General features: G+C 70.1%; 16 protein-coding genes. 6 read left to right on the top strand and 10 right to left on the bottom strand.

Translation table 11 applies throughout. The features are described 5' to 3' along the window. Positions 1-2,327: 2,327 nt before the first annotated feature. Positions 2,328-3,869, top strand: a complete 1,542-nt coding sequence (locus tag ACFVHO_RS11790; RefSeq protein WP_385712590.1) for a hypothetical protein — start codon at positions 2,328-2,330, stop codon at positions 3,867-3,869. 295 nt (positions 3,870-4,164) lie between these two features. Here the strand turns inward: ACFVHO_RS11790 and glnA are convergent, their stop codons facing one another. Beyond that, entirely contained in the window at positions 4,165-5,574 is a 1,410-nt protein-coding gene (glnA, locus tag ACFVHO_RS11785; protein WP_385712588.1) for a type I glutamate--ammonia ligase, read from the bottom strand. A gap of 203 nt (positions 5,575-5,777) precedes the next feature. Here glnA and ACFVHO_RS11780 point away from each other — a divergent pair, with 203 nt between their 5' ends. Continuing rightward, the gene (locus tag ACFVHO_RS11780) at positions 5,778-6,242 is read left to right on the top strand and encodes an RDD family protein (RefSeq protein WP_385712586.1); all 465 of its coding nucleotides are present in this window, start codon (positions 5,778-5,780) and stop codon (positions 6,240-6,242) included. Between the two features lie 134 nt (positions 6,243-6,376). Here ACFVHO_RS11780 and ACFVHO_RS11775 read toward each other — a convergent pair whose 3' ends face one another. The 4 genes from ACFVHO_RS11775 to lipB all read right to left on the bottom strand — a co-directional run bounded on the left by ACFVHO_RS11775 (position 6,377) and on the right by lipB (position 9,704). After that, positions 6,377-7,084, bottom strand: coding sequence for a DUF4191 domain-containing protein (locus ACFVHO_RS11775; protein WP_385712584.1), 708 nt, complete (start codon positions 7,082-7,084; stop codon positions 6,377-6,379). Between the two features lie 30 nt (positions 7,085-7,114). Next, complete coding sequence (locus tag ACFVHO_RS11770; RefSeq protein ID WP_189732871.1) at positions 7,115-7,318, bottom strand: hypothetical protein; 204 nt, start codon at positions 7,316-7,318, stop codon at positions 7,115-7,117. Positions 7,319-7,712: 394 nt separating this feature from the next. Next, on the bottom strand, positions 7,713-8,678 hold the full coding sequence (locus ACFVHO_RS11765) for a lipoyl synthase (RefSeq protein WP_385712583.1): 966 nt from the start codon (positions 8,676-8,678) through the stop codon (positions 7,713-7,715). A gap of 162 nt (positions 8,679-8,840) precedes the next feature. Continuing rightward, positions 8,841-9,704 (bottom strand): lipoyl(octanoyl) transferase LipB, encoded by an 864-nt coding sequence (gene lipB / locus ACFVHO_RS11760; RefSeq protein ID WP_385712581.1) that lies wholly within the window; start codon positions 9,702-9,704, stop codon positions 8,841-8,843. 254 nt (positions 9,705-9,958) lie between these two features. Here lipB and ACFVHO_RS11755 point away from each other — a divergent pair, with 254 nt between their 5' ends. Further along, positions 9,959-11,401 carry a hypothetical protein gene (locus tag ACFVHO_RS11755; protein WP_030360942.1) on the top strand — a complete coding sequence of 481 codons (1,443 nt, stop codon included), beginning with the start codon at positions 9,959-9,961 and terminating at the stop codon, positions 11,399-11,401. Between the two features lie 44 nt (positions 11,402-11,445). Here ACFVHO_RS11755 and ACFVHO_RS11750 read toward each other — a convergent pair whose 3' ends face one another. The 3 genes from ACFVHO_RS11750 to ACFVHO_RS11740 form a co-directional block, all read right to left on the bottom strand. After that, on the bottom strand, positions 11,446-13,653 hold the full coding sequence (locus ACFVHO_RS11750) for a family 20 glycosylhydrolase (protein WP_385712579.1): 2,208 nt from the start codon (positions 13,651-13,653) through the stop codon (positions 11,446-11,448). Between the two features lie 223 nt (positions 13,654-13,876). Continuing rightward, entirely contained in the window at positions 13,877-15,280 is a 1,404-nt protein-coding gene (locus tag ACFVHO_RS11745) for an NAD(P)/FAD-dependent oxidoreductase (protein ID WP_385712577.1), read from the bottom strand. A gap of 179 nt (positions 15,281-15,459) precedes the next feature. After that, positions 15,460-16,437, bottom strand: a complete 978-nt coding sequence (locus ACFVHO_RS11740; protein ID WP_385712576.1) for a TIGR01777 family oxidoreductase — start codon at positions 16,435-16,437, stop codon at positions 15,460-15,462. Positions 16,438-16,499: 62 nt separating this feature from the next. On the opposite strand from ACFVHO_RS11740, the gene ACFVHO_RS11735 reads away from it, so the two are divergent. Continuing rightward, positions 16,500-16,988: a GNAT family N-acetyltransferase gene (locus ACFVHO_RS11735; protein ID WP_385712574.1), complete on the top strand. Its 489-nt coding sequence runs from the start codon at positions 16,500-16,502 to the stop codon at positions 16,986-16,988. 199 nt (positions 16,989-17,187) lie between these two features. Then, positions 17,188-18,336, top strand: a complete 1,149-nt coding sequence (locus ACFVHO_RS11730; protein WP_385712572.1) for a PP2C family protein-serine/threonine phosphatase — start codon at positions 17,188-17,190, stop codon at positions 18,334-18,336. A gap of 46 nt (positions 18,337-18,382) precedes the next feature. Here the strand turns inward: ACFVHO_RS11730 and ACFVHO_RS11725 are convergent, their stop codons facing one another. Next, positions 18,383-19,039 carry a TetR family transcriptional regulator gene (locus ACFVHO_RS11725; protein WP_385712571.1) on the bottom strand — a complete coding sequence of 219 codons (657 nt, stop codon included), beginning with the start codon at positions 19,037-19,039 and terminating at the stop codon, positions 18,383-18,385. A gap of 141 nt (positions 19,040-19,180) precedes the next feature. Between ACFVHO_RS11725 and ACFVHO_RS11720 the strand changes: the two genes are divergently transcribed. Next, positions 19,181-19,972 carry an SDR family NAD(P)-dependent oxidoreductase gene (locus tag ACFVHO_RS11720; RefSeq protein WP_385712569.1) on the top strand — a complete coding sequence of 264 codons (792 nt, stop codon included), beginning with the start codon at positions 19,181-19,183 and terminating at the stop codon, positions 19,970-19,972. 42 nt (positions 19,973-20,014) lie between these two features. Here ACFVHO_RS11720 and ACFVHO_RS11715 read toward each other — a convergent pair whose 3' ends face one another. Next, a complete protein-coding gene (locus ACFVHO_RS11715; protein WP_385712714.1) occupies positions 20,015-20,536 on the bottom strand; it encodes a DUF4240 domain-containing protein in 522 nt (173 codons plus the stop codon). Positions 20,537-20,653: the final 117 nt, after the last annotated feature.

Raw genomic sequence — 20,653 nt, 5'->3', positions numbered from 1 at the left:
AAGTTCGTGACAGGCTGCGCTACTTTGACACTGTCGTTGCGCTGGCTGCGGCAGGTGCCGGTATCCCCACGAGCAGAGCATCCGCTGCGGAGTTGACCTGGAGGGTTCTTGGGGCACTGCGGCTGCGGGAAGTCCGTCTTGAAGGCGTTGATGAGACGGATCGTGCGATCGCAGTGGGGCGCCTAAGAGGAGTTGTTGAGGCAGGAACCGCAGACGCTGCAGATCGGCTTTTTAGTCGCCTCTGTGAACTCGTGGGCCGGTATGCGCAGGCAGCTGCAGCGAAGACGGCGAATTCTGTGCGGCGCGATTTGGCCGGGTTTCCCTTGGTCGGGAAGTCCTCGCAAAGTGATGGCGCTGCTGGCGCCGAAGATGCGGGAATTCCTCCCCCGATGGTGCGCTCTGCCTACCTGACTCAGGTTCAGCGAATTGCTCCAGAACAGCTGCAAGGACGCGATGATGAATTAGCTGAGCTGGCCCGCTTTTCCCTTGGTTCAGATGTAGAACAGTATCAGTGGTGGCGTGGACAGGCGTGGGCTGGGAAGTCTGCTCTGTTGGCAAGCTTCGTTCTAAATCCGCCAGTTGGAATCCGAGTTGTTTCATTTTTCGTCACTGGCCGTTGGGCGGGACAGGCAGATAGCACGGCATTCATCGAGGTTGTACTTGAGCAGGTACTGGAGCTTCTTGGTGAGCCCATGCCAATGCTGCTCACCAACGCCACGCGCGAGGCACACCTTCTAGGTTCCTTCGAGCGCGCGTCCGAGTTGTGTCGGCGTCGGGGTGAGCGCCTGGTCCTCGTTGTGGACGGCCTTGATGAGGATTCTGGGGTAACCACGGCTCCAGACGCGCATAGTATCGCCGCTATCCTGCCAGCTCACCCGCCGGCTGGTATGCGCATAATCGTCGCCGGTCGCGTGAATCCGCCGATCCCTTCGGATGTACCAGATGGGCATCCGCTACGTCAGCCGGGAATTTTGAGGTCACTGGCATCCTCCCCTCATGCCGAGGTAGTAAGGCAGGACGCAGAGCGCGAACTTAAGAGGCTCCTGCGTGGAAGCACGATCGAGAGAGACCTGCTCGGTCTCCTGACGGCAGCCGGTGGAGGTCTCTCTGAAGTGGATCTGGCACAGCTCACGGGTTTGTCTGCTTGGGAGATTGAGGACCAACTTCGCGCGGTTTCTGCTCGTACCTTTTCCCCACGGCCGGGACGTTGGCAGCCACAGATGGCGGTGTACGTCCTCAGCCACGAAGAGATTCAGCAGCAGGCTCAGAAATTTCTCGGCGAGAGTGGCATGGCTGAATACCGAGCGCGTATTCATGTTTGGGCAGACCTGTATCGTGCAAGGAAATGGCCGGTAGATACTCCCGAATACCTCCTTCGCGGCTACCCTAGACTCCTGCATTCCACAGGTGATACTCCCCGCTTGATTGGGTGTTCTACAGATCCTGACCGGCACCACCGCATGCTAGACATCATTGGAGGAGACAGTGCTGCGCTCTCTGAGATTGTGGCGACTCAGGAGATCCTTTCGACTCAGCCAGTCCCTAACCTTGTCGAGTTGAGTCGACTCGCAGTTCACCGTATCAAGCTTGCCGAGCGCAACAATCATGTTCCTAGTCATCTTCCTGTGGTCTGGGCCCAATTGGATCGACATAATCGTGCCGAGGCGCTCGCTCGTTCGATTACTACACCAGCTCGACAAGTGAGGGCCCTAGCGTCTGTGGCACGCCAAATAGCTAACCAGGGCGATCTATTGGGCGCCCGAGTGGTGTCTATGCAAGCCGAACAGGTAATTCCCGAAATAGCAGCTATAGACGCGGAGGTGCAGGCGTATGCAGTCGTAGCCCGAGCTGCGGCCCGGGCCGAGGACTTCCCCCGCGCACAAATCCTTGTAGCACGTGCAGGCGAGGCGGCCCGGTCCCTGGCGGATGGACCTCAGCGAGAACATGCTCTCTGTGCTGTTGCGCGTAGCGCAGCAGCCTGCGGAGATGTTGGGCAGGCGCTTACTATTGCGAAATCCCTCATGCATTGGTCTGAGCGCGCACAGGCCCTGAGTGGTGTGGCGATGGAAGTTGCGGATTCTGGCGATTGGAGGAAAAGCCTTTCTATCGCTAATATAATCCGCTCCCGATCGGATCGGTCCCATACGTTTGCAGTCGTCGCGCGAGCCGCAAACGCGGCAGGCGCCCGAAAACGGGCCACGGATATCGCGAGACAGTCTGAATCCCTAGCGCTTTCCATCCGCAACCCAGGGCGCCGAGCTTGGATTCTCGCTGCCATCGCACGTGAGCTGGCAGAGGTCGATGGGGACAGGAGATCGAGAGACCTGTTGCGCCAAGCAGAGAATGCAGCTAATGCAGAGCCGCGGGTTTCCGTTAAAAGAGACGCCCTAATTTCGATCGCCGGGGTGATGGCTCTGACTGGTGCTCAGGAGCGAGCGGCGGACCTTGCGCACAAGCTTGAGAACCCCTACCGGCGGGCTAAGGCCCTGGCAATGGTCGCGTCAGGCTTGGCTGTGAGCGGTGAACTTCAGGGCGCCGAGAAGCTGGCCACCGAGGCGGAGGCGGTGGCTCGGTCCGTGAACGACCGGGACCACGCGGTCAGGGACCAGGCCGTACTGGCGCAAGCAACGGCCTCGGCCGGCGACCTCTCCCATGCTTACGAGATAGCTCGTGTTATCGCCGACGCACGTCAACGCGACCGTACGCTGACTTTTGTTGCGGAGGCCATCGCGCTGACTGGTGACCTTGAGGAGGCGGAAGAGGTTGCTAACTCAATCGCAGATGAGACGCAGCGGTCGAAGGCGTTGCTTCTGCTCGCCAAGGTAGGGAGCAAACATGGTGCCGAGGATCGGGTGGGTAAAATCGCTCGATCGATTGAGGACCCGGTGTATCGGCGCAAAGCCCTGGCTCTGCTGCCGCACACAGAAGGGGGCGTCCATGGCCTCTACGTGGATCAGCGTGGGACGGACATGGCTCCGAAAGAGGTGCCCCAGGTAGAGAGGGATTTGAACGAGAACCTGGGCGAGAGTGAGTCCCCTAGAACTCGGCTCAACTCTTTTCGCCAAGCCAATGAGCTCACTCATCAGGCCACTACGGCCTTGAGGTGCGGGGATGTGGATTTGGCCAGAATGTTGGTCGAGTCCATCAGCGTTCCCGCACTCAGAGTCAGAGCCCTAATGTCCTTGTCGTCGGTGCTGGAGGAGGCTGGAGATGCGGAGCGTGCTGAAGAGTTCTCCAGCCTCGCCATGGCTGTGAGCCGTGCAGTTCCCAACTCCACGCACCGCGATCAAATGTTCACTGGGATCGCGCAGCAGTTCGCCACTTCGGGCAACTCGGATCGGGCGGAACAGCTAGTCCGGTCGATCGAGAGTCCGCCACTGCGGCAGCGAGCCTTGGGTATTGTCGCGTCAGCCACGGCGAAGTCTGGCCAGCTCGTCCTGGCGGAGCGTATTGCTAATACGGTCTCGGATGCTTACCGGAGGGCTAAGACGCTGGCTACCATCGTGCAGATCGCAGCGAATTCTGGTGCCTTGGATGAGGCGGAGCGCATGGCTCAGTCGATCTCCGATCCGCTTACACGATCTCGAGCCGTTGGCACCGTCGCCCATGCCTGCGGGGGCGCTGGCGATTTTGTGCGTGCCGAGGCTATCGCTGCTGCGATCACCGACCCGTATGAATGCGCTAGGGCTTTGACCGCATTGGCTGCCGACTTTGAGATTCCCCGTTCGAGGGTGTTGCTCGCGCAAGCGCTGTCAATCGGACACTGGAGTATCTGCTTGCCAGCATTGCTGCGTCTTGAGCCTGCGGTCGTCTCCGCTGTCGGTGCGGAGTTCCTGCGAGCAAATGATCAGAGGGACGGCGCGGCATGAAGGGTACATGGTTGCGAGTAGCATCCAGCTCGCGTGGGATGACGTGCGCGTGACTTCAGGCGCCTAGAAAGCGACCGGGGGGATGGAACCCAGCCCTATATCGAGTGAGGCCGCCACCCGGTCAGAGTGGCGGCCTCATTGTTGCTGACGCTAAGTCAGGGATTCGGTCGGGCGGTGCACACGCGGTGCACAAGAGGGCGGAAACCAAGCGGCAACAGCAAGCACTGCTGAGCAGTGTCTTCGCAGGTCAACGCTTGCTTCCCAGGAACCCTCCCAGGTCGCCCGGACCTGATCTTTAGATGTCGAAGTACAGCTCGAACTCGTGCGGGTGCGGCCGCAGCTGGATCGGGGCGATCTCGTTCGTGCGCTTGTAGTCGATCCACGTCTCGATCAGGTCGGACGTGAAGACGCCGCCGGCCTGGAGGTACTCGTTGTCCGCCTCGAGGGCGTCGAGGACCGCCGGGAGGGAGGTCGGGACCTGGGGGACGCCCGCGTGCTCCTCGGGGGCGAGCTCGTAGAGGTCCTTGTCGATCGGCTCGGCGGGCTCGATCTTGTTCTTGACGCCGTCGAGGCCCGCGAGGAGGAGGGCCGAGAAGGCGAGGTAGGGGTTCGAGGACGGGTCGGGGGCGCGGAACTCGACGCGCTTGGCCTTCGGGTTGGAGCCCGTGATCGGGATGCGCATCGCGGCGGAGCGGTTGCGCTGCGAGTAGACCAGGTTGACCGGGGCCTCGAAGCCGGGCACCAGGCGGTGGTAGGAGTTCACCGTCGGGTTGGTGAAGGCGAGGAGGGAGGGGGCGTGCTTGAGGATGCCGCCGATGTAGTAGCGGGCGGTGTCCGAGAGGCCCGCGTAGCCCTGCTCGTCGTAGAAGAGGGGCTCGCCGCCGGTCCACAGGGACTGGTGGACGTGCATGCCCGAGCCGTTGTCACCGAAGATCGGCTTCGGCATGAAGGTCGCGGTCTTGCCGTTGCGCCAGGCGACGTTCTTCACGATGTACTTGAAGAGCATCAGGTCGTCGGCCGCGGCGAGCAGCGTGTTGAACTTGTAGTTGATCTCGGCCTGGCCCGCCGTGCCCACCTCGTGGTGCTGGCGCTCCACCTTCAGGCCGGAGTTGGCCAGCTCCAGGGAGATCTCGGCGCGCAGGTCGGCGAAGTGGTCGACCGGCGGGGCCGGGAAGTAGCCGCCCTTGTAGCGGACCTTGTAGCCGCGGTTGTTCTCGATCGCGCCGGTGTTCCAGGCGCCCGCCTCGGAGTCGATCTCGTAGATCGAACGGTTGGCGGAGGTCTCGAAGCGCACCGAGTCGAAGACGTAGAACTCCGCCTCCGGGCCGAAGTACGCGGTGTCGGCGATGCCGGTGGAGGCCAGGTACGCCTCCGCCTTCTTGGCGACGTTGCGCGGGTCGCGGGAGTACTGCTCGCCCGTGATCGGGTCGTGGATGAAGAAGTTGACGTTCAGCGTCTTGTCGCGGCGGAAGGGGTCGACGCGGGCGGTGGAGAGGTCCGCGCGCAGCGCCATGTCCGACTCGTGGATCGCCTGGAAGCCGCGGATGGACGAGCCGTCGAAGGCCAGTTCCTCCGCGGGGTCGAACGCCTCGGCCGGCACCGTGAAGTGCTGCATGACACCCGGCAGGTCGCAGAAGCGGACGTCTACGAACTTCACGTCCTCGTCCGCGAGGAACTTCTTGGCTTCGTCGGCGTTCTGGAACATCCAGCTCCTCCTACTCCCGCCCGGGAAGGAGCGGGGTTGCAGCTCGGTTGTGCGGCCAGTGCGGTGGCACACGCTGGGACCCGACCATAAGGACGGCGGATTTCTCAAGCGTGACCCGTTTGTTTCGCCGAAGTTAACCGGGGCGGGTCCACGGCGCGACCCCACCGGTCCGGCCCCGCTCAGGGGCGCAGTACCGTGGACGGGTGGACAACAGGCAAGCAATCGGATCGTGGCTCTCCGGCCCCCGCGCGGCAGCCGAGGCACAGGGCGTCGACTTCGGATACCGGGGCGAGCGGCTCGGCCTGCCCGAGGAGGGCCCCGGCTCCGTCGCCCGGCCCGGCCGCCGGATCGGCGCCATCGCCATCGACTGGGGCCTGTGCCTGCTCATCGCGTACGGCCTGCTCGCCCGCAACCCGCAGGCGATGGGCAACTGGGCGCTCGGGCTCCTCTTCGTGATGAGCCTCCTGACCGTCGGCACGGTCGGCAGCACGCCCGGCAAGCGCCTGCTGGGCCTGCGCGTCGTCAGCGAGGAGGGCGGCCGCCTCGGCCCCGTCCGCGTCCTGGTCCGCAGCGCGCTGCTGTGCATCGGCATCCCGGCCCTCATCTGGGACCGCGACGGCCGCGGCCTCCACGACCGCCTCGCGCGCGCGGTGCAGGTCAGGATCTAGGACCAGGATCCAGGGCCAGGGCGCCCAGGTTCGTTTTGCATACGTCGATGGGGCGCCCGGAACCGAGTGGTTCCGGGCGCCCCATCGACGTAACACCTGGGTAAGACGCCGTCCCGCGAGGAACAGCGGCAGCGTCAGCGCATCTTCGGGCCGCCGCGCGGGATCCGAGCGCCCTTCGGCATGGGCCCCTTGGGCAGCGGCATGTTGCTCATCAGGTCGCCCATCGCCTTCAGGCGGTCGTTGGTCGCCGTGACCTGCGGGCCCTGGAGGACGCGGGGGAGCTTCAGAAGCGTGGTGCGGAGCTTCTTGAGCTCGACCTGGCCCTCGCCGTTGCCGACGATCACGTCGTGGACGGGGACGTCCGCGACGATGCGGGCCATCTTCTTCTTCTCGGCGGCCAGCAGCGGCTTCAGCCGGTTCGGGTTGCCCTCGGCGACCAGGACGATGCCGGCCTTGCCGACGGTGCGGTGCACCACGTCCTGGCTGCGGTTCATCGCGATCGCGGGGGTCGTCGTCCAGCCGCGGCCGATCTTGTCGAGCACCGCGGCCGCCGCACCGGGCTGGCCCTCCATCTGCCCGAAGGCGGCGCGCTCGGCCCGGCGTCCGAAGACGATCGCCATCGCCAGGAAGGCGAGGATGAAGCCGAGAATGCCCAGGTAGATGGGGTGGTCGATCCAGAGGCCGATCGCGAGGAAGACACCGAAGGTGACGATTCCCACAGCCGCGATGATGAGACCGATCTTGGAGTCGGCCCGCCGGGTCATCTTGTACGTCAGGGCGATCTGCTTGAGTCGCCCGGGTTCCGCGGCCGAAGCCGCCGCGGTGGTTTCCTTCCTCGCCATGCCTCGAAGTCTACGTGGCCCTGGAGGCGACTACGACGTGCGGGTTGCCCCTGCCTCTTCCAGTACGCGCTGTGCCTCGACCCGGTCCTTCGCGCGGCGCCGGTCCTCGAGGACGGACGTCCAGGCGTTGCGGCGCGCGGTGCGCTGGCCGCTGCTCATGAGCAGCGACTCGACGGCGCGCAGCGCGTCGGTGACGGACGGGATGGCGGTGGCGCGAACGGGCGCGGCCTGCATGGTGATGCCCTCCGGTGAGCGACTGTGGACGGGGGAGCGCTACGAGGGGTACCTGGCTCTGGGGGAAGCTCTCCGGGCTCCGGGGAGAGCTCTCGATGCTCTGGGTAAAGCTCGCCGTGCTCTGGGTAAGGCTGTACGTGCGGTAATTCCAGGGTCACTGATTGGTGTTACCAGGGCGTGACCGACCGGTCAAACACCGATGAAGCCTTGACGCGGGGCCCCAAAACGCTGACGCGGCCCATACGTTCCCCTTCACCTGCGAAGAACGTACGGGCCGCGTCATCTCGGCCGCTACTGGTCGGTAGTCGCTTGTGCGCAGATTCACACGCTCGCCGCCGACCCGCCGCGCCGGACGGGGCCGCCCGTCCGCGCCGCGATTCCGGTTGCGCCCGGCTCAGACCGCCTGCGAGGCCACGTACGCGCCGCGCCGCTCGATCGCCATCTGGTACAGCCGCCCGGCGCGGTACGAGGACCGGACCAGCGGGCCGGACATGACGCCGGAGAAGCCGATCTGCTCGGCCTCGTCCTTGAGCTCCACGAACTCGTGCGGCTTGACCCAGCGCTCCACGGGGTGGTGGCGCACCGACGGGCGCAGGTACTGCGTGATCGTGATCAGCTCGCAGCCCGCGTCGTGCAGCTGGCGCAGCGCCTCGCTGACCTCCGCGCGCTCCTCGCCCATGCCGAGGATCAGGTTCGACTTCGTCACCAGACCGGCCTCGCGGGCCTCGGTGATGACCTTCAGGGAGCGCTCGAAGCGGAAGCCCGGACGGATGCGCTTGAAGATGCGCGGCACCGTCTCCACGTTGTGCGCGAGCACCTCGGGGCGGGACGAGAAGACCTCGGCCAGCTGGTCCGGCTCCGCGTTGAAGTCGGGGATGAGCAGCTCGACCTTGGTGTGGCCGCTCTCGCGCTCGGCGGTCATCGCGTGGATCTGGCGCACGGTCTCCGCGTACAGCCAGGCGCCGCCGTCCTCCAGGTCGTCGCGGGCGACGCCGGTGATGGTGGCGTAGTTCAGGTCCATCGTGACGACGGACTCGCCGACGCGGCGGGGCTCGTCGCGGTCGAGGGCCTGCGGCTTGCCGGTGTCGATCTGGCAGAAGTCACAGCGCCGCGTGCACTGGTCGCCGCCGATGAGGAACGTGGCCTCGCGGTCTTCCCAGCACTCGTAGATGTTCGGACAGCCCGCCTCCTGGCACACCGTGTGCAGGCCCTCGCTCTTCACGAGCGCCTGCATCTTCGTGTACTCGGGGCCCATTTTCGCCCGGGTCTTGATCCACTCGGGCTTGCGCTCGATGGGGGTCTGGGCGTTCCGGACCTCCAGGCGCAGCATCTTGCGTCCGTCGGGTGCGACTGCGGACACATCGGCTCCCTGATAGCTGGCGTAACTTCGATTCGTCGGCGCACCCCAGGGTACGCCCGCGATGTCATTGGACTTACTTCTGGCCAACCTCCGGCCCGAGGGGTGCATTCCCGCTCGGGCGCCCGGGGGTCGGCCCGGGCCGGTCGGGCCGGGGCCCGACGGCTAGGCGAGGGCGGTCTCGGGGGACCCGGCTGGGGCCGCTGCCGCCTCCTGCGCGGGCTGCGGCACCTCGGCGGCGGGCTTCTCCACCACCCGCGGCTTGAGGTCCGCGTTCTCCAGTACGTCCCGCAGGTGCCTCTCGGCCACCGGCAGCACGTCGGCGATCGTGATGTCGCGGCCCACCTCGTGCGCGATGGACGTCACACCGGCGTCACGGATGCCGCAGGGCACGATCCGGTCGAACCAGGTGTTGTCCGGGTTCACGTTCAGCGCGAAGCCGTGCATGGTCACGCCCTTGGCGACGCGGATGCCGATCGCGGCGACCTTGCGGTCCTCGCGGCGCTGGCCGGCGTTGGAGGGCGCGTACTCCGGGCCGTTCAGGCGGGGGTCGAACTCCTCGTCCGTGAGGCGCGGGTCGAAGTCGAGTCTGAGCCCGCCGAGGGCCGGGCGCGACTCCACCGGATCGCCGAGGACCCATACGCCGCTGCGCCCCTCGACGCGCGTGGTTTCGAGACCGAACTCGGCACACGTTCGGATAAGTGCGTCTTCCAGGCGGCGTACGTGTGCTACGACGTCCACCGGACGCGGCAGCTTCTGGATCGGGTAGCCCACGAGCTGGCCCGGACCGTGCCAGGTGATCTTGCCGCCGCGGTCCACGTCCACGACCGGGGTGCCGTCCAGTGGGCGCTCGCTGTCCTCGGTCCTGCGGCCCGCCGTGTACACCGGCGGGTGCTCGAGGAGCAGGCAGGTGTCCGGGACCTCGTCCGCGAAGCGGGCGGCGTGCACCCGCCGCTGCTCGTCCCAGGCCTCCTGGTACTCGACGGACTCCGGACCGAAACCCAGCCGGATGAATCGAATCTCGCCCACGGCACGTGCCTCCCTAAGAACATCCGCGTGCACCTGACCCGCGCCTCCACGGAAACCTTCACCGTGCACGGATCGTGCCCCTGCCACTGTACGTCCGGCGGAATCCCGTCAGCCCTCCGGTCAATCCTCACACGATCGGATGAATGCGGCTTGAAGGTCGAGATGAGGCCCGTAGGGGCCGCTACATTCGCGCCGTTCACGAGGCCATAAGGGCTGCTCAAGGCAGGCCCGGAAGGCAGGAGACCGCACAGCTGATGACGGAACGACCCCCGCAGCGCACCCCCAACCGCCAGCTAGCCGCGCTCATCGCGGAAGCCGGGTTCTCCAATGCGGGCCTGGCGCGCCGCGTCGATCAGCTAGGGCTCGAGCACGGTCTCGATCTCAGGTACGACAAGACATCGGTGACACGCTGGCTCAGAGGCCAGCAGCCCCGCGGCACCACCCCCGCGCTGATCGCGGAGGTCTTCACGCGGCGCCTCGGCCGCCGCCTGTCCGCACAGGACCTCGGGCTCGACGCGTGCGCGCCCGTCTACGCGGGCCTGGAGTTCGCCTCCTCGCCCGAGGAAGCCGTCGACATCGTCGGCGGCCTGTGGCGCAAGGACTCCGGCAGCCACGCCGAGCTGCGCAAGATCGCCTTCACCCCGGCCGGGCTCGTGGTGCCGAGCCGGGACTGGCTCATCGGCCGCGCCGACGAACGCGTCGCCCGCGGCGAACCGCCGCAGACCCCCCGGGTGCCCCCGCAGGGCCGCCCGATCGTGCCCAGGCAGCGCCGCGACACCGACCGGGGGCCCGGCCACCGGGTCACCGGCGGCGACATCGCGGCCCTGCGCTCCGTCGGCGAGCTGTTCCGCGCGCTCGACCACGCCTACGGCGGCGGGCACGCCCGCCAGGCCCTGGTGCGCTACCTGGAGCACGAGGCCGAGCCGATGCTCCGCGGCACCTACGGCGAGCAGGCCGGACGGCGCCTGTTCGCGGCCGCCGCCGACCTGACCCGGCTCGCGGGCTGGACGTCGTACGACATCGCGGCGCACGGACTCGCCCAGCGGTACTTCGTGCAGGCGCTGCGCCTGTCGCAGGCCGCGGGCGACCGCGCGTACGGCAGCTATGTGCTCGTCACCATGAGCCGCCAGGCCGTCTACCTCGGCCACGGACGCGAGGCCGTGCAGCTCGCGCGCGTCGCCCAGCAGGGCGTCGGCTCCTCGGCGCCGCCCGTCGTGCAGGCCCTGCTGCACGCCGTCGAGGCACGCGGGCACGGGGTCCTCGGCGAGGTGCGGGCCTGCTCGGCGTCGATGGTGCGCGCCGAGCGCGCGCTGGAGACCGCGCGGCCCGGCGACGAGGTCCCGTACTGGGCGCGGTTCTTCGACGAGGCCCAGCTCGCCGACGAGTTCGCGCACTGCAACCGCGACCTCCAGCAGTACCGCGCGGCCGCCCAGCACGCCGAGCGCTCCCTGCAGCTGCGCGCCCCCGGGTACGCCCGCAGCAGGCTCTTCTGCCGCGTCGTCCTAGCCTCCTCGCGCCTCGGCCTCGGAGAGCTGGAACAGGCCTGCCAACTGGGCGCGGAGGCGGCCCAGGCGGCGGGCGAGATGCGGTCGGTGCGGGCGGTGGAGTACGTACGCGACTTCGAGCGCCGGCTGGAGCCGTATCGGGACGCGGCGCCGGTGCGGGGGTATCGCGACAGGGTCGCGGCGCTGGGCTAGCGGGAGCGGCGGGGGCGGCCGGTTCGGGCCGCCCCCTGCCGGGATCACCGCAGGCGGGCGACGGCCGGTTCCCCCAACGCCACGTCCCACGTGGCGAGGTCGTCCAAGTCCCCGCGCAAGCTCGCGCGTTCGTTGCCGATGGACCGCATCGGCAACGGAATCGACGCGGGGACGACACCGACCCGCACCCCGTCCGCGTACAGGACCGTTCGTTCCTCCGTCGCCACCCAGGTCAGCCGGGTCCACCGGTCCAGCGGAAGCGTGTACGGGAAGCTGAAGTCGGCCTCCCCGTAACGGGTGAAGCCCACCCGGCCCGTGCCGTGCTGCATCAGCTTCAGGGCTCCCGCCCCGGAGCTGAGCAGCACCTGGTCGCCGGTCCTCGCCGACGGCCGGACCAGGGCCGACACCGTCCAGGGCGCGGCCACGTCCACCCCGCCGAAGCCGACGCCGTCCCGGTCCGAGTCGAAGCGCCAGGCCTGCCCGCGCACGCCGGGCACGGGCGTGGGGTTGTCGACGATGTACGAGGTGCCGGGCAGGTCGCCCGCGACGTCCTCGGCGAAGATCGTGTTGCCGGGGCTGCCCGCGTACGTCCAGCCCTTCGGGTACGCGGCGTCGTCGAAGGTCCAGTGGTGGCTCGGGCGGTCCTGCACCCGGGGCCGCGACCACGCGGGCGTGGTGCCCGGGGGATCGCCGACGCGCCGCACGCGCGCCTGGAAGGCGGTCAGGGTGTCCGGCGTCGGGGAGCGGTTCCAGGTGCGGTCCGCGAGGATCGCGCGGGGGCCCGCCAGATGCTGCTCGAAGTACGCGTCGTCGGCCCAGAAGTTGTAGTCCGCCCAGTTCACGACGCCGGAGCCGAGCATGTCGGGGGCGGTGCTCGGTGCCCAGGTGTCGTACATCCAGGGCTCGTCGGGGTACTTGTGGTGGTAGTTGTTCGGCGTGTTGTAGAGGGGGCCGATGGCGATCTCGTCATGGCCCGGAATGGCGGGCTCCGCGCCCGTCCCCTCCCAGGTGAGGAAGACGACCGGCGCGTGCACGCGCTGCTGCGGCGCGGGCAGGTGCTCGGAGCCGTTGTAGACGGCGGTGCGCCTGCCGTGCGAAGTGACCACGTCGTCCAGGGTGTTGATGTACCGGTTGAGCAGGTCACCGAGGGTGGACACGTCGGGCGCGGCGGCCAGGTGGTTCTTGACGCGCGGGCACTCGGCGAGCTGACCCGGCACCTCCTCGGCCCCGATGGAGAACAGCGGCGCGTCGAACCAGCCCGCGAACTCGTCGACGATCTCCTTGCTCTTGGCGATCGCCTTCTCGCTGGTCATGTCGATGATCCAGTCCGGCGTGAGGTGGGAGTGCGTATGGGCCCCCGTGCACGCGCCGGGACCCGAGCCGAATCCGATGCCGAACGCCTCGCTGATCGCCGTGGCATGGCCGGGCAGCTCCAGACCCGGCATCACCTGCACGTGATGACGCGCGGCGAAGGCCTTCAGGTCCTCGATGTCGGCGCGGCTGTAGCTGTGGTCGGGGTCGGCGAGGCCGGGGAACCTCGGGCTGTACAGCCGGAAGCCCTCGGACTCCGACAGGTGCAGGAACAGGGTGTTGAGCTTCTGGTCGCCCATCCTGCGGATCAGGTTCTTCAGATACGGGATCCGCCAGTACTTGCGCCCCGCGTCCAGGTGGACCATCCGGACCGCCTGCGCGGGCCGGTCGGCCGAGCGGGCGCGCGGGACCGCGCGGTGGTCGGCGGCGGTGGTGCGCAGGAGCTGGAGGAGGGTGCGGGTGCCGTAGTACAGGCCGTGCGTGGAGGCTGCGGATACGCGGACGGGGCCCGCGCTGTCGAAGCGGTGGCCCTCGGCCTGGGCCTCGGCGCCGGGGACCTGTCCGGCGGCGAGGGTGAGGGTGATGTCGTCCCGGTCCGGCCTTCCACCCGCGACGACGCGCGGGGCGATGCCGCTGACCTGCTGGATCTCCGTACGCAGCTGGGTCGCGAGCGCGTGGACGGACTGGCGTGCGGGGCCCGGGAATTCGGCGCGGCCGGACGGCAGCGCGGTGGCCGACGCCTGCCGTGGATCGATCAGGATGCGGGTGCGATGGGTGAGTTCGGTGCGCCCCGGGAGCGCGGTCCAGTCGGTGGGGCGGGGGACGACGGACGGCACGTCGTCGTCGGGGCGGGGAGCGCCGGTTCCGTCGCCTGCGCGGGGTGCGGCCTGGTCGTCGGCTAGGTCGTCGGCCTGGGCGATCGGCGCGGTCAGAGATCCCATGAATAGGCCCAGGATGAGAGTGAACACCGGCAAGGTGCGACGCACGTCAGTCCTCCCGCGGCTCGGTGGTCCGGTGCCCGGATCCGCTGGGACGGTAGTGCTGTGCTGGGTCGGTGACAAGACCGCGGGACGGTTGAAGCCCCCGCGTGGGGGGCGCGGGGGCTTAGGGGGAGCCGGTCCGACACGTCGGACAGGTCCGATGAGTGAGCCCCGGGGAGGGGGCTCAGGCGGCTGCGGGGAGTGGTTCCTCCGTGCCGGCAGGGCGGATGCCGAGGTCGGCGAGCGCGGCGTGCGCCGCCCTGCGCCCGGAGTGCAGCGCGCCCTGCACCGTGCTGGTGTCGCGGTGGTCGCCGCACACGTAGAGACCCGCCAACAGCCTTACGGGACGGCGCAGATCGTGCGGCGGCGGCATCGCGGGCACCGCCTCGCGCGTGCGGTGCACGGCCAGCAGCTCCCAGCGGTCGGTCGGCGTGCCGTACAGCTTCGCGAGGTGGCCGAGCACGGACCGCTCCAGGTCGTCCGGGGGCGTGCCGAGGACGGTCGAGGACACCAGGGTCCGGCCCGCGGGCGCGCGTGAGGGGTCGACGTGGCTGACGACGGCCGTGTGGGCGACCGGGCCCCCGCGGTCGGCGTCCAGGAGGAGCGCGGGCTCGGCGAGCGGCGGCTCGGGGGCCGCGTGGTGCACCACCGTGACCGGGTGGAACGGCGGTACGCGCAGGCCGGGGAGGAGTTCGGCGGCGGCGCGCGCGTCGGTGGCGAGCAGGACACCGGCGCAGGACAGTTCGCCGTGGTCGGCGGTGGTGACACGGTTCGCGGACACCGAGGTGACGCGGACGCCGGTGCGCACGGTGCCGGGCGGCAGCGCGCCCGCGAGCAGCTCCGGCAGGGCGTCGGCGCCGCCCTCGGGCAGGCACAGGCGGCCGCGCGCGAAGGCGTGCAGGGCGAGGTCGGCGCACCGGCTCGACGTCGTCAGGTCCGGGTCGCACAGCAGCGCCGACAGAAGCGGGCGCAGGAACCCCTCGATGGTGCGCGCGGGCAGTCCGCGCGCGGACAGGGCCTGGCCCGCGGGCAGTTCGGGGCGCGCGAGGAGCCGTCGCACGGGGGTCGCCGCGATCCGGGAGAGCGCCGCGCCGAGGCGGGCCTGGTCGAGTGCGCCTCCCAGGGGCGCCGTGCGGGACGGCGGCCTGGAGGGCCATGGAGTGGTCCTGGACGGGGGCCGGGGCGGGGAACCCGGGGCCGTGCGTGCGGGCCGCGGCACCCGGGGGGCGCTCGCGAGGGCGCGCGCCGCCGTGAGTGCGCCCCTCGCGCTCCTTCCGCCGCTCGGCTCCGCCATGCGGTGGTGCCTGCCGGCGCTGTGCACCAGCAGGCCGGGGGCGAAGGGGCGCAGGACGAGTGCGTCGAGGCCGGGGGTGTGACGCAGTTCCGGATACGACGTCGTCAGCAGTTGCCCGATCCTGTCGAGCCGGAAGCCGTCCACCTTCTCGGTCGACATCCGGCCGCCGACGTAAGGGGCGGCTTCCAGGACAACGGTCGTTACACCGGCGCTGGTCAGCTGGTGGGCGGCCGACAGTCCCGCGACCCCGGCTCCCACGATGACGACATCCACATGGTGCGCAGGCTCTGGCACGTGCTCCTCCCGGAGGTTGCGCGGCTCGCTCGACTGCTGGGGAGCCTTATGCCCTCGTGAGGGCGGCGGAATCCCCGAGTTCCGGTCGAGGGTAGGAGCGCGGGCGGCCGCTGGGAGTCGCGCATGGACCGGGCATGGTCGCACGGTGGTCGCACGGTCGGGTGCGGGTGATCCGGGAGTCAGGCCGACGCGGCCCTGACGGCGTCCTCGATGCCGGGGTGGGTGAACGCGAACCCGGACTCCGTGAGCCGGGTGGGGAGGACGCGCTGGCTGCCGAGGACGTCCCCCGCCATCTCGCCGAGGACGACCCGCAGTGCGGGCGCGGGCGCGGTGAACACGGTCGGGCGGTGCAGCACCCGGCCCATCGTGGCCGTCACCTCGCGGTTGGTGACCGGTTCCGGGGCCGTCAGGTTGAACGGCCCCGACAGGTCGTCCCGCGCGAGCAGATGCCGCATCGCCGCCACCTCGTCGTAGAGCGCGATGAAGCTCCAGTACTGCCGGCCGTTGCCGAGCCGCCCGCCGAGCCCCGCCTTGAAGAGCGGGAACATCCGCCCCCAGGCACCGCCCCCGCGCGCGACGACCAGACCGGTACGCGTGAACACCGTGCGTACGCCCGCGTCCTGGGCCGCGGCGGCCGCCTGCTCCCACTCCACGCACATCGACGGCAGGAAGCCCTCTCCAGGAGGGGCCGTCTCGTCCACCGCGCGCTGACCGGTGTCTCCGTAGTAGCCGATCGCGCTGCCGTTCAGGAACACCCGGGGCGGCTCGTCGAGGGCCGCCACGGCGGCCGTGAGGGTCCTGGTGCCGAGCACCCTGCTGTCGCGGAGCTCGCGCTTGTACGCGTCGTTCCAGCGCCGGTCGCCGATCCCGGCGCCCGCCAGGTTCACGACGGCGTCGCAGCCCGCGAGCCCGGCGGCGTCGACGTACCCCTCCTTGGGGTCCCAGCGCACCTCGTCCTTCGTGCGCGGTGCCCGGCGCACGAGCCGGACGACCTCGTGGCCGTCCTCGGACAGGGAGCGGGTGAGCGCGGAGCCGATGAGGCCCGAGGCGCCGGACACGGCGACGCGGCGCGGCTCGTGCGGGGGCTCCGCCGGGTTCGCCTGATCCGCCCGGTTCACCGGATCCGTCGACTCCGGGGGTGACGCGTGCTGCTCCATGGGGCCATCCTGCCGTGAAAGAGACGGTTGTGCCGTCGTACGCCCGCCGTACAGTGGCGCTCATGCAGCAGACGTACATACGCACCGCGCGGGCCGACGACGATGCCGCCCTGGCCCGCATGGACCGTGCGAACTGGTCCACCGTGCACTCCGTGCAGCCGCGTCCGCAGCCGCCCTACGAGCCGTTCTTCTCCGAACGCTTCGGCCCCCGCGACCACTTGGTCGCCGAGCTCGACGGGCACGTCGTCGGCTACATAAGGCTCGGGTTCCCCACCCCGCTCGCCGTGAACGCGCACGTCCGCCAGATCCTGGGATTCGTCGTCGCCGACGAGGCGCGCGGCAAGGGCGTGGGACGCGGGCTGCTCCAGGCCGTGGTGGCGGAGGCACGCCGCCAGGGCGCGCGCCGCATCACGCTGCGGGTGCTCGGACACAACGCCGCGGCGCGCACGCTCTACGAGTCCGAGGGGTTCGTGACCGAGGGCGTGCTGCCCGGCGAGTTCCTCCTGGACGGCCGGTACGTGGACGACGTCCTGATGGGCCGCCCTCTCTGACACCCGGCCGCCGGGGCCCCGTGGCCGTCCCCCGGAGCGCCCGGCCCGGCACACCTGACGGACCGGCCCGGCGTGCGCCCGCCACGCGCGCGTAGGAGCGTGGATACGTCCCCCGCGAGCGTGGACACGTGCGCCGCGCGCGAGGACGCGTCCTGCGCGGGCGTGGGCACGTCCTCGGGCCCGCCGGGAAGGAGCACCGATGATCAGGGCCGCGGCCAGGCGGCGCAGCGCCCGGGACGCGGGCTGGCACCGCGGCGCGCCGACGCCTCCCTGGGCGCGCTGGCCCGCGCCGGTGCTCCTGGTCCTGACCTGCGTCATCCAGCTCCTGACCCCGAAGACGCTCGACCTGAGCTTCCTGCTCGCCGCCGTACCGCCGCTCGCCGCCCTCGCCTACGGGCCCGCGGCCACCGCGCTCCTGGGCGGCACCGTCCTGCTGCTGCTCTCCCTGCCGCACTACGACCTGGGGCACCCCGGTGCGAGCGACACCGCGACCGTCGCCTTCGTGGCGGTGCTCAGTGTGCTCTTCGCCTGGGTGCGCAGCCGCCGCGACGCCCAGCTCGTCACGGTCCGCACGGTCGCCGAGGCGGCCCAGTTCGCGGTCCTGCCGCCACTGCCGGAACGCGTGGGCCCGGTGCGCTGCGCGGGCCTGTACCGGGCGGCGCAGCGCGGCACCCTGGTCGGCGGTGACCTCTTCGACGTACGCAGGGGGCCCTGCGGGGTGCGGGCGCTGGTCGGGGACGTGCAGGGGCACGGGCTCGCGGCCGTCGGGACCGTCGCGGCGCTGCTCGGCGCCTTCCGGGAGGCGGTCCTCGACCAGGGCGACCTGGAGGGGGTCGCCGCGCGCCTCGACCGGCGCCTCGTCATCGACTCCGAAGACGCCGAACACGGTGAGCCCGGCGAACTCTTCGCCACCGCCGTCCTCCTGGAGTTCGGCGCCACTGCCGGTGAGCTGCGCCTCGTCTCCTGCGGCCACCCGCCGCCCCTGCTGCTGCGCGACGGCGCGGTCACCGAACTCGACGTCACGCCCGGTCCGCCCCTGGGCCTCGGCATCGCGGGGGTGGCGCCGCCCGCCCCGGTCGTCGTCGGCCTCAAGCCCGGCGACTGGCTGCTGACCGTCACGGACGGCGTGACCGAGGCGAGGGACGCGTCCGGGGCCTTCTATCCGCTGGTGGAGCGGCTGCCCGCGCTCTTCGCGGCGGAGCGCGACCCGGCCGCCTTCACGGACGCGATCTGGAGCGATCTGGTCCGGTTCTCCGGTGGGGTACGGGACGACGTGGCGCTGCTGGTGTTCGTGGTGGAAGAGGGGGTGGGGACAGAGGGAGGGGGAGGGGGCGCGGCGGGGGCGTAGCGGGGCCGGGCGGCTTTCCGGGGCGCGACTCCGGCGGCCCTCCGCCTCACCTCTCCAGGAGCCTGAGGCCACCCGTCAGTTCGCGCAGGCAGCGGACCGCCAGCTCCGCGGGGGAGCGGGGGCCGCTCGGCGGGTCGTCCGTGGCGGCCCAGGTCTCCAGGGCGATCCGGATGGCGTCGGTGGCGGCCGCGGCGGCGAGCCGCACCTCGAGCTCGTCGGCGCCCTCGCCCACGAGCCGGGCGAGCACCGGGACCAGCTGCTCCTCGGACTCCTGGTTCACCCGGTACCACACCGCGCGCAGGGCCGGGTCGTCCTGGGCGGCGCGGAGCAGGCCGCGGGTCCACTCCAGGGCCTCGTCGGCGCGGGTGCCGACGGGGGTGAGGGCCTCGGCGATGGAGCGTTCGAGCGCCGTCGGCACCCCGGCGTCCAGGTCCGCGAGGCGGGCCCGCCACTCGGCGGCGCCCCCCGCGAGGAGCGGCGCGACCGCGTCCTGCTTGTTGCGGAAGTAGCGGTAGAAGGTGCGCAGCGCCACGCCCGCACGGTGCGCGATCTCCTCGGCGGTGGTGCCGTCCGGGCCCCGCTCGGCGAAGAGTTCGGCGGCGGCGCGGGCGATGTCGAGCTGCGTGGCCGCCTTGCGGCGCTCGGTCAGCGAGGGGCGGGTCGGCTGCGGCGCTCGTGCGGGCTGCGGCGGTTGGGTGCTCACGTTCGAAGCCTACGCGGGACCGGGTCGGAATTCACGAAATGACGCTATGGCAAAACGTGCCACGAGGGCGTACATTGAAATCAGTTGGACCGTGCCGGACCCGCAGCGGGCCCGGCTGTCCGAGGCTGATCGGAGAGACCCATGAACCTGACGCGTTACGCGGACCGCCGCGCCCTCGTCACCGGCGGCGGCTCGGGCATCGGCCAGGCCACCGTGCTTCGCCTGCTCGCGGAGGGCGGCAGAGTGGTGGCCGCCGACATCAGCGAGGCGGGCCTGAAGGACACGGAGCAGAAGGCGGGCGCCACCGCGGGCCGGCTGACGACGCTCGTGGTCGACGTCGCGGACGAGGCGTCGGTGCGCGCGGGCGTGGCCGCCGCGGTCACCGCGCTCGGGGGCCTGGACGTGCTGGTCAACGCGGCGGGCGTGCTGCGCTCCTCGCACACGCACGAGACCAGCCTCGACTCCTTCGAGCAGGTGCTCCGGATCAACCTGACCGGCACGTTCCTGATGATCCGCGAGTCGATCCCGTCCCTCCTCGAGGGCGAGGACGCGGCCGTGGTCAACTTCAGCTCCACGTCGGCGGCGTTCGCCCATCCGTACATGGCGGCGTACGCGGCCAGCAAGGGCGGCATCCAGTCCATGACCCACGCCCTGGCGAGCGAGTACGCGAAGCGGGGCATCCGCTTCACCGCGGTCCAGCCCGGTTCCATCTCCAGCGGCATGACCGACGGCAGCGGCGCCAGCGGGCAGAGCCACGGCCCCGGCCTGCCCGAGGACGCGGACCTGAGCCTGTTCGCGAAGCTGGCCCCGGCGATCGGTCAGGGCTTCGCGGGCCCCGAGACGGTGGCGTCCGTCGTCGCGATGCTCGCGTCCGAGGACGGCGGGTTCATCACGGGCACGGAGATACGGGTGGACGGGGGCACCCACTTCTGAGGCGGCGGGCCCGATGATCCGCGGAGGCGCGCCGGACCGGCCTCAGCGTGCCGCGAAGCGTTCCCACAGCTTCGGGTAGCGCTCCGCGAGGACGCGGTCGTCCTCGAAGTCGATCGGGGTGCCCTCCGGCTCCGGCGGGGCGGGCGCGATGCCGAGGTCGGGGGCGACGACGCCGGTCATCCGCTCGTAGGCCTCGTCGGCGGCGTAGCCGAGCTCCTCGCCGTCGCCGTCGATCTCGTCGTCGAACTCGTCGAGGAGTTCCGCCAGCGAGTCCGGGTCGTGCACGGCGCCTTCGAAGACCTCCCGGCCCTGCCCGATCAGCCAGCACCGGAAGTAGTCGAAGGCGTCGTCGCTCGCCCCGTCGAGCACGATCCAGGCGGCGCCCCACAGATCCCAGCGGTAGGCGCGGTTGTAGCGGGCCTCGAAGTGCCGCGCGAAGTCCAGGACGGCGTCCGGGTCGTACTCGAGGAGCTTGTCGATGACCAGCTCGGCCTGGTCCTCGGGGTCGCCCTCGGCGGCCTCGCGGGTGCTGTCCACGATCTCCCAGAACTCCGTCTCGTCCATCACGGGTCAAGCATCGGTCCTGGGGAGTGGGGGCGCACGCGGAGTGCTCCGGAATGCGGCTGTGTCGTTATGTGTGCACATGCCCATGGAAAGACCGACAGGAGGTGTCGGCATTCG

This window comes from Streptomyces sp. NPDC127108 (assembly GCF_042677545.1).
GTDB lineage: Bacteria > Actinomycetota > Actinomycetes > Streptomycetales > Streptomycetaceae > Streptomyces.
Note: the sequence above shows the minus strand (reverse complement) of the source record. Positions and strands in the feature narration are given on the sequence as shown.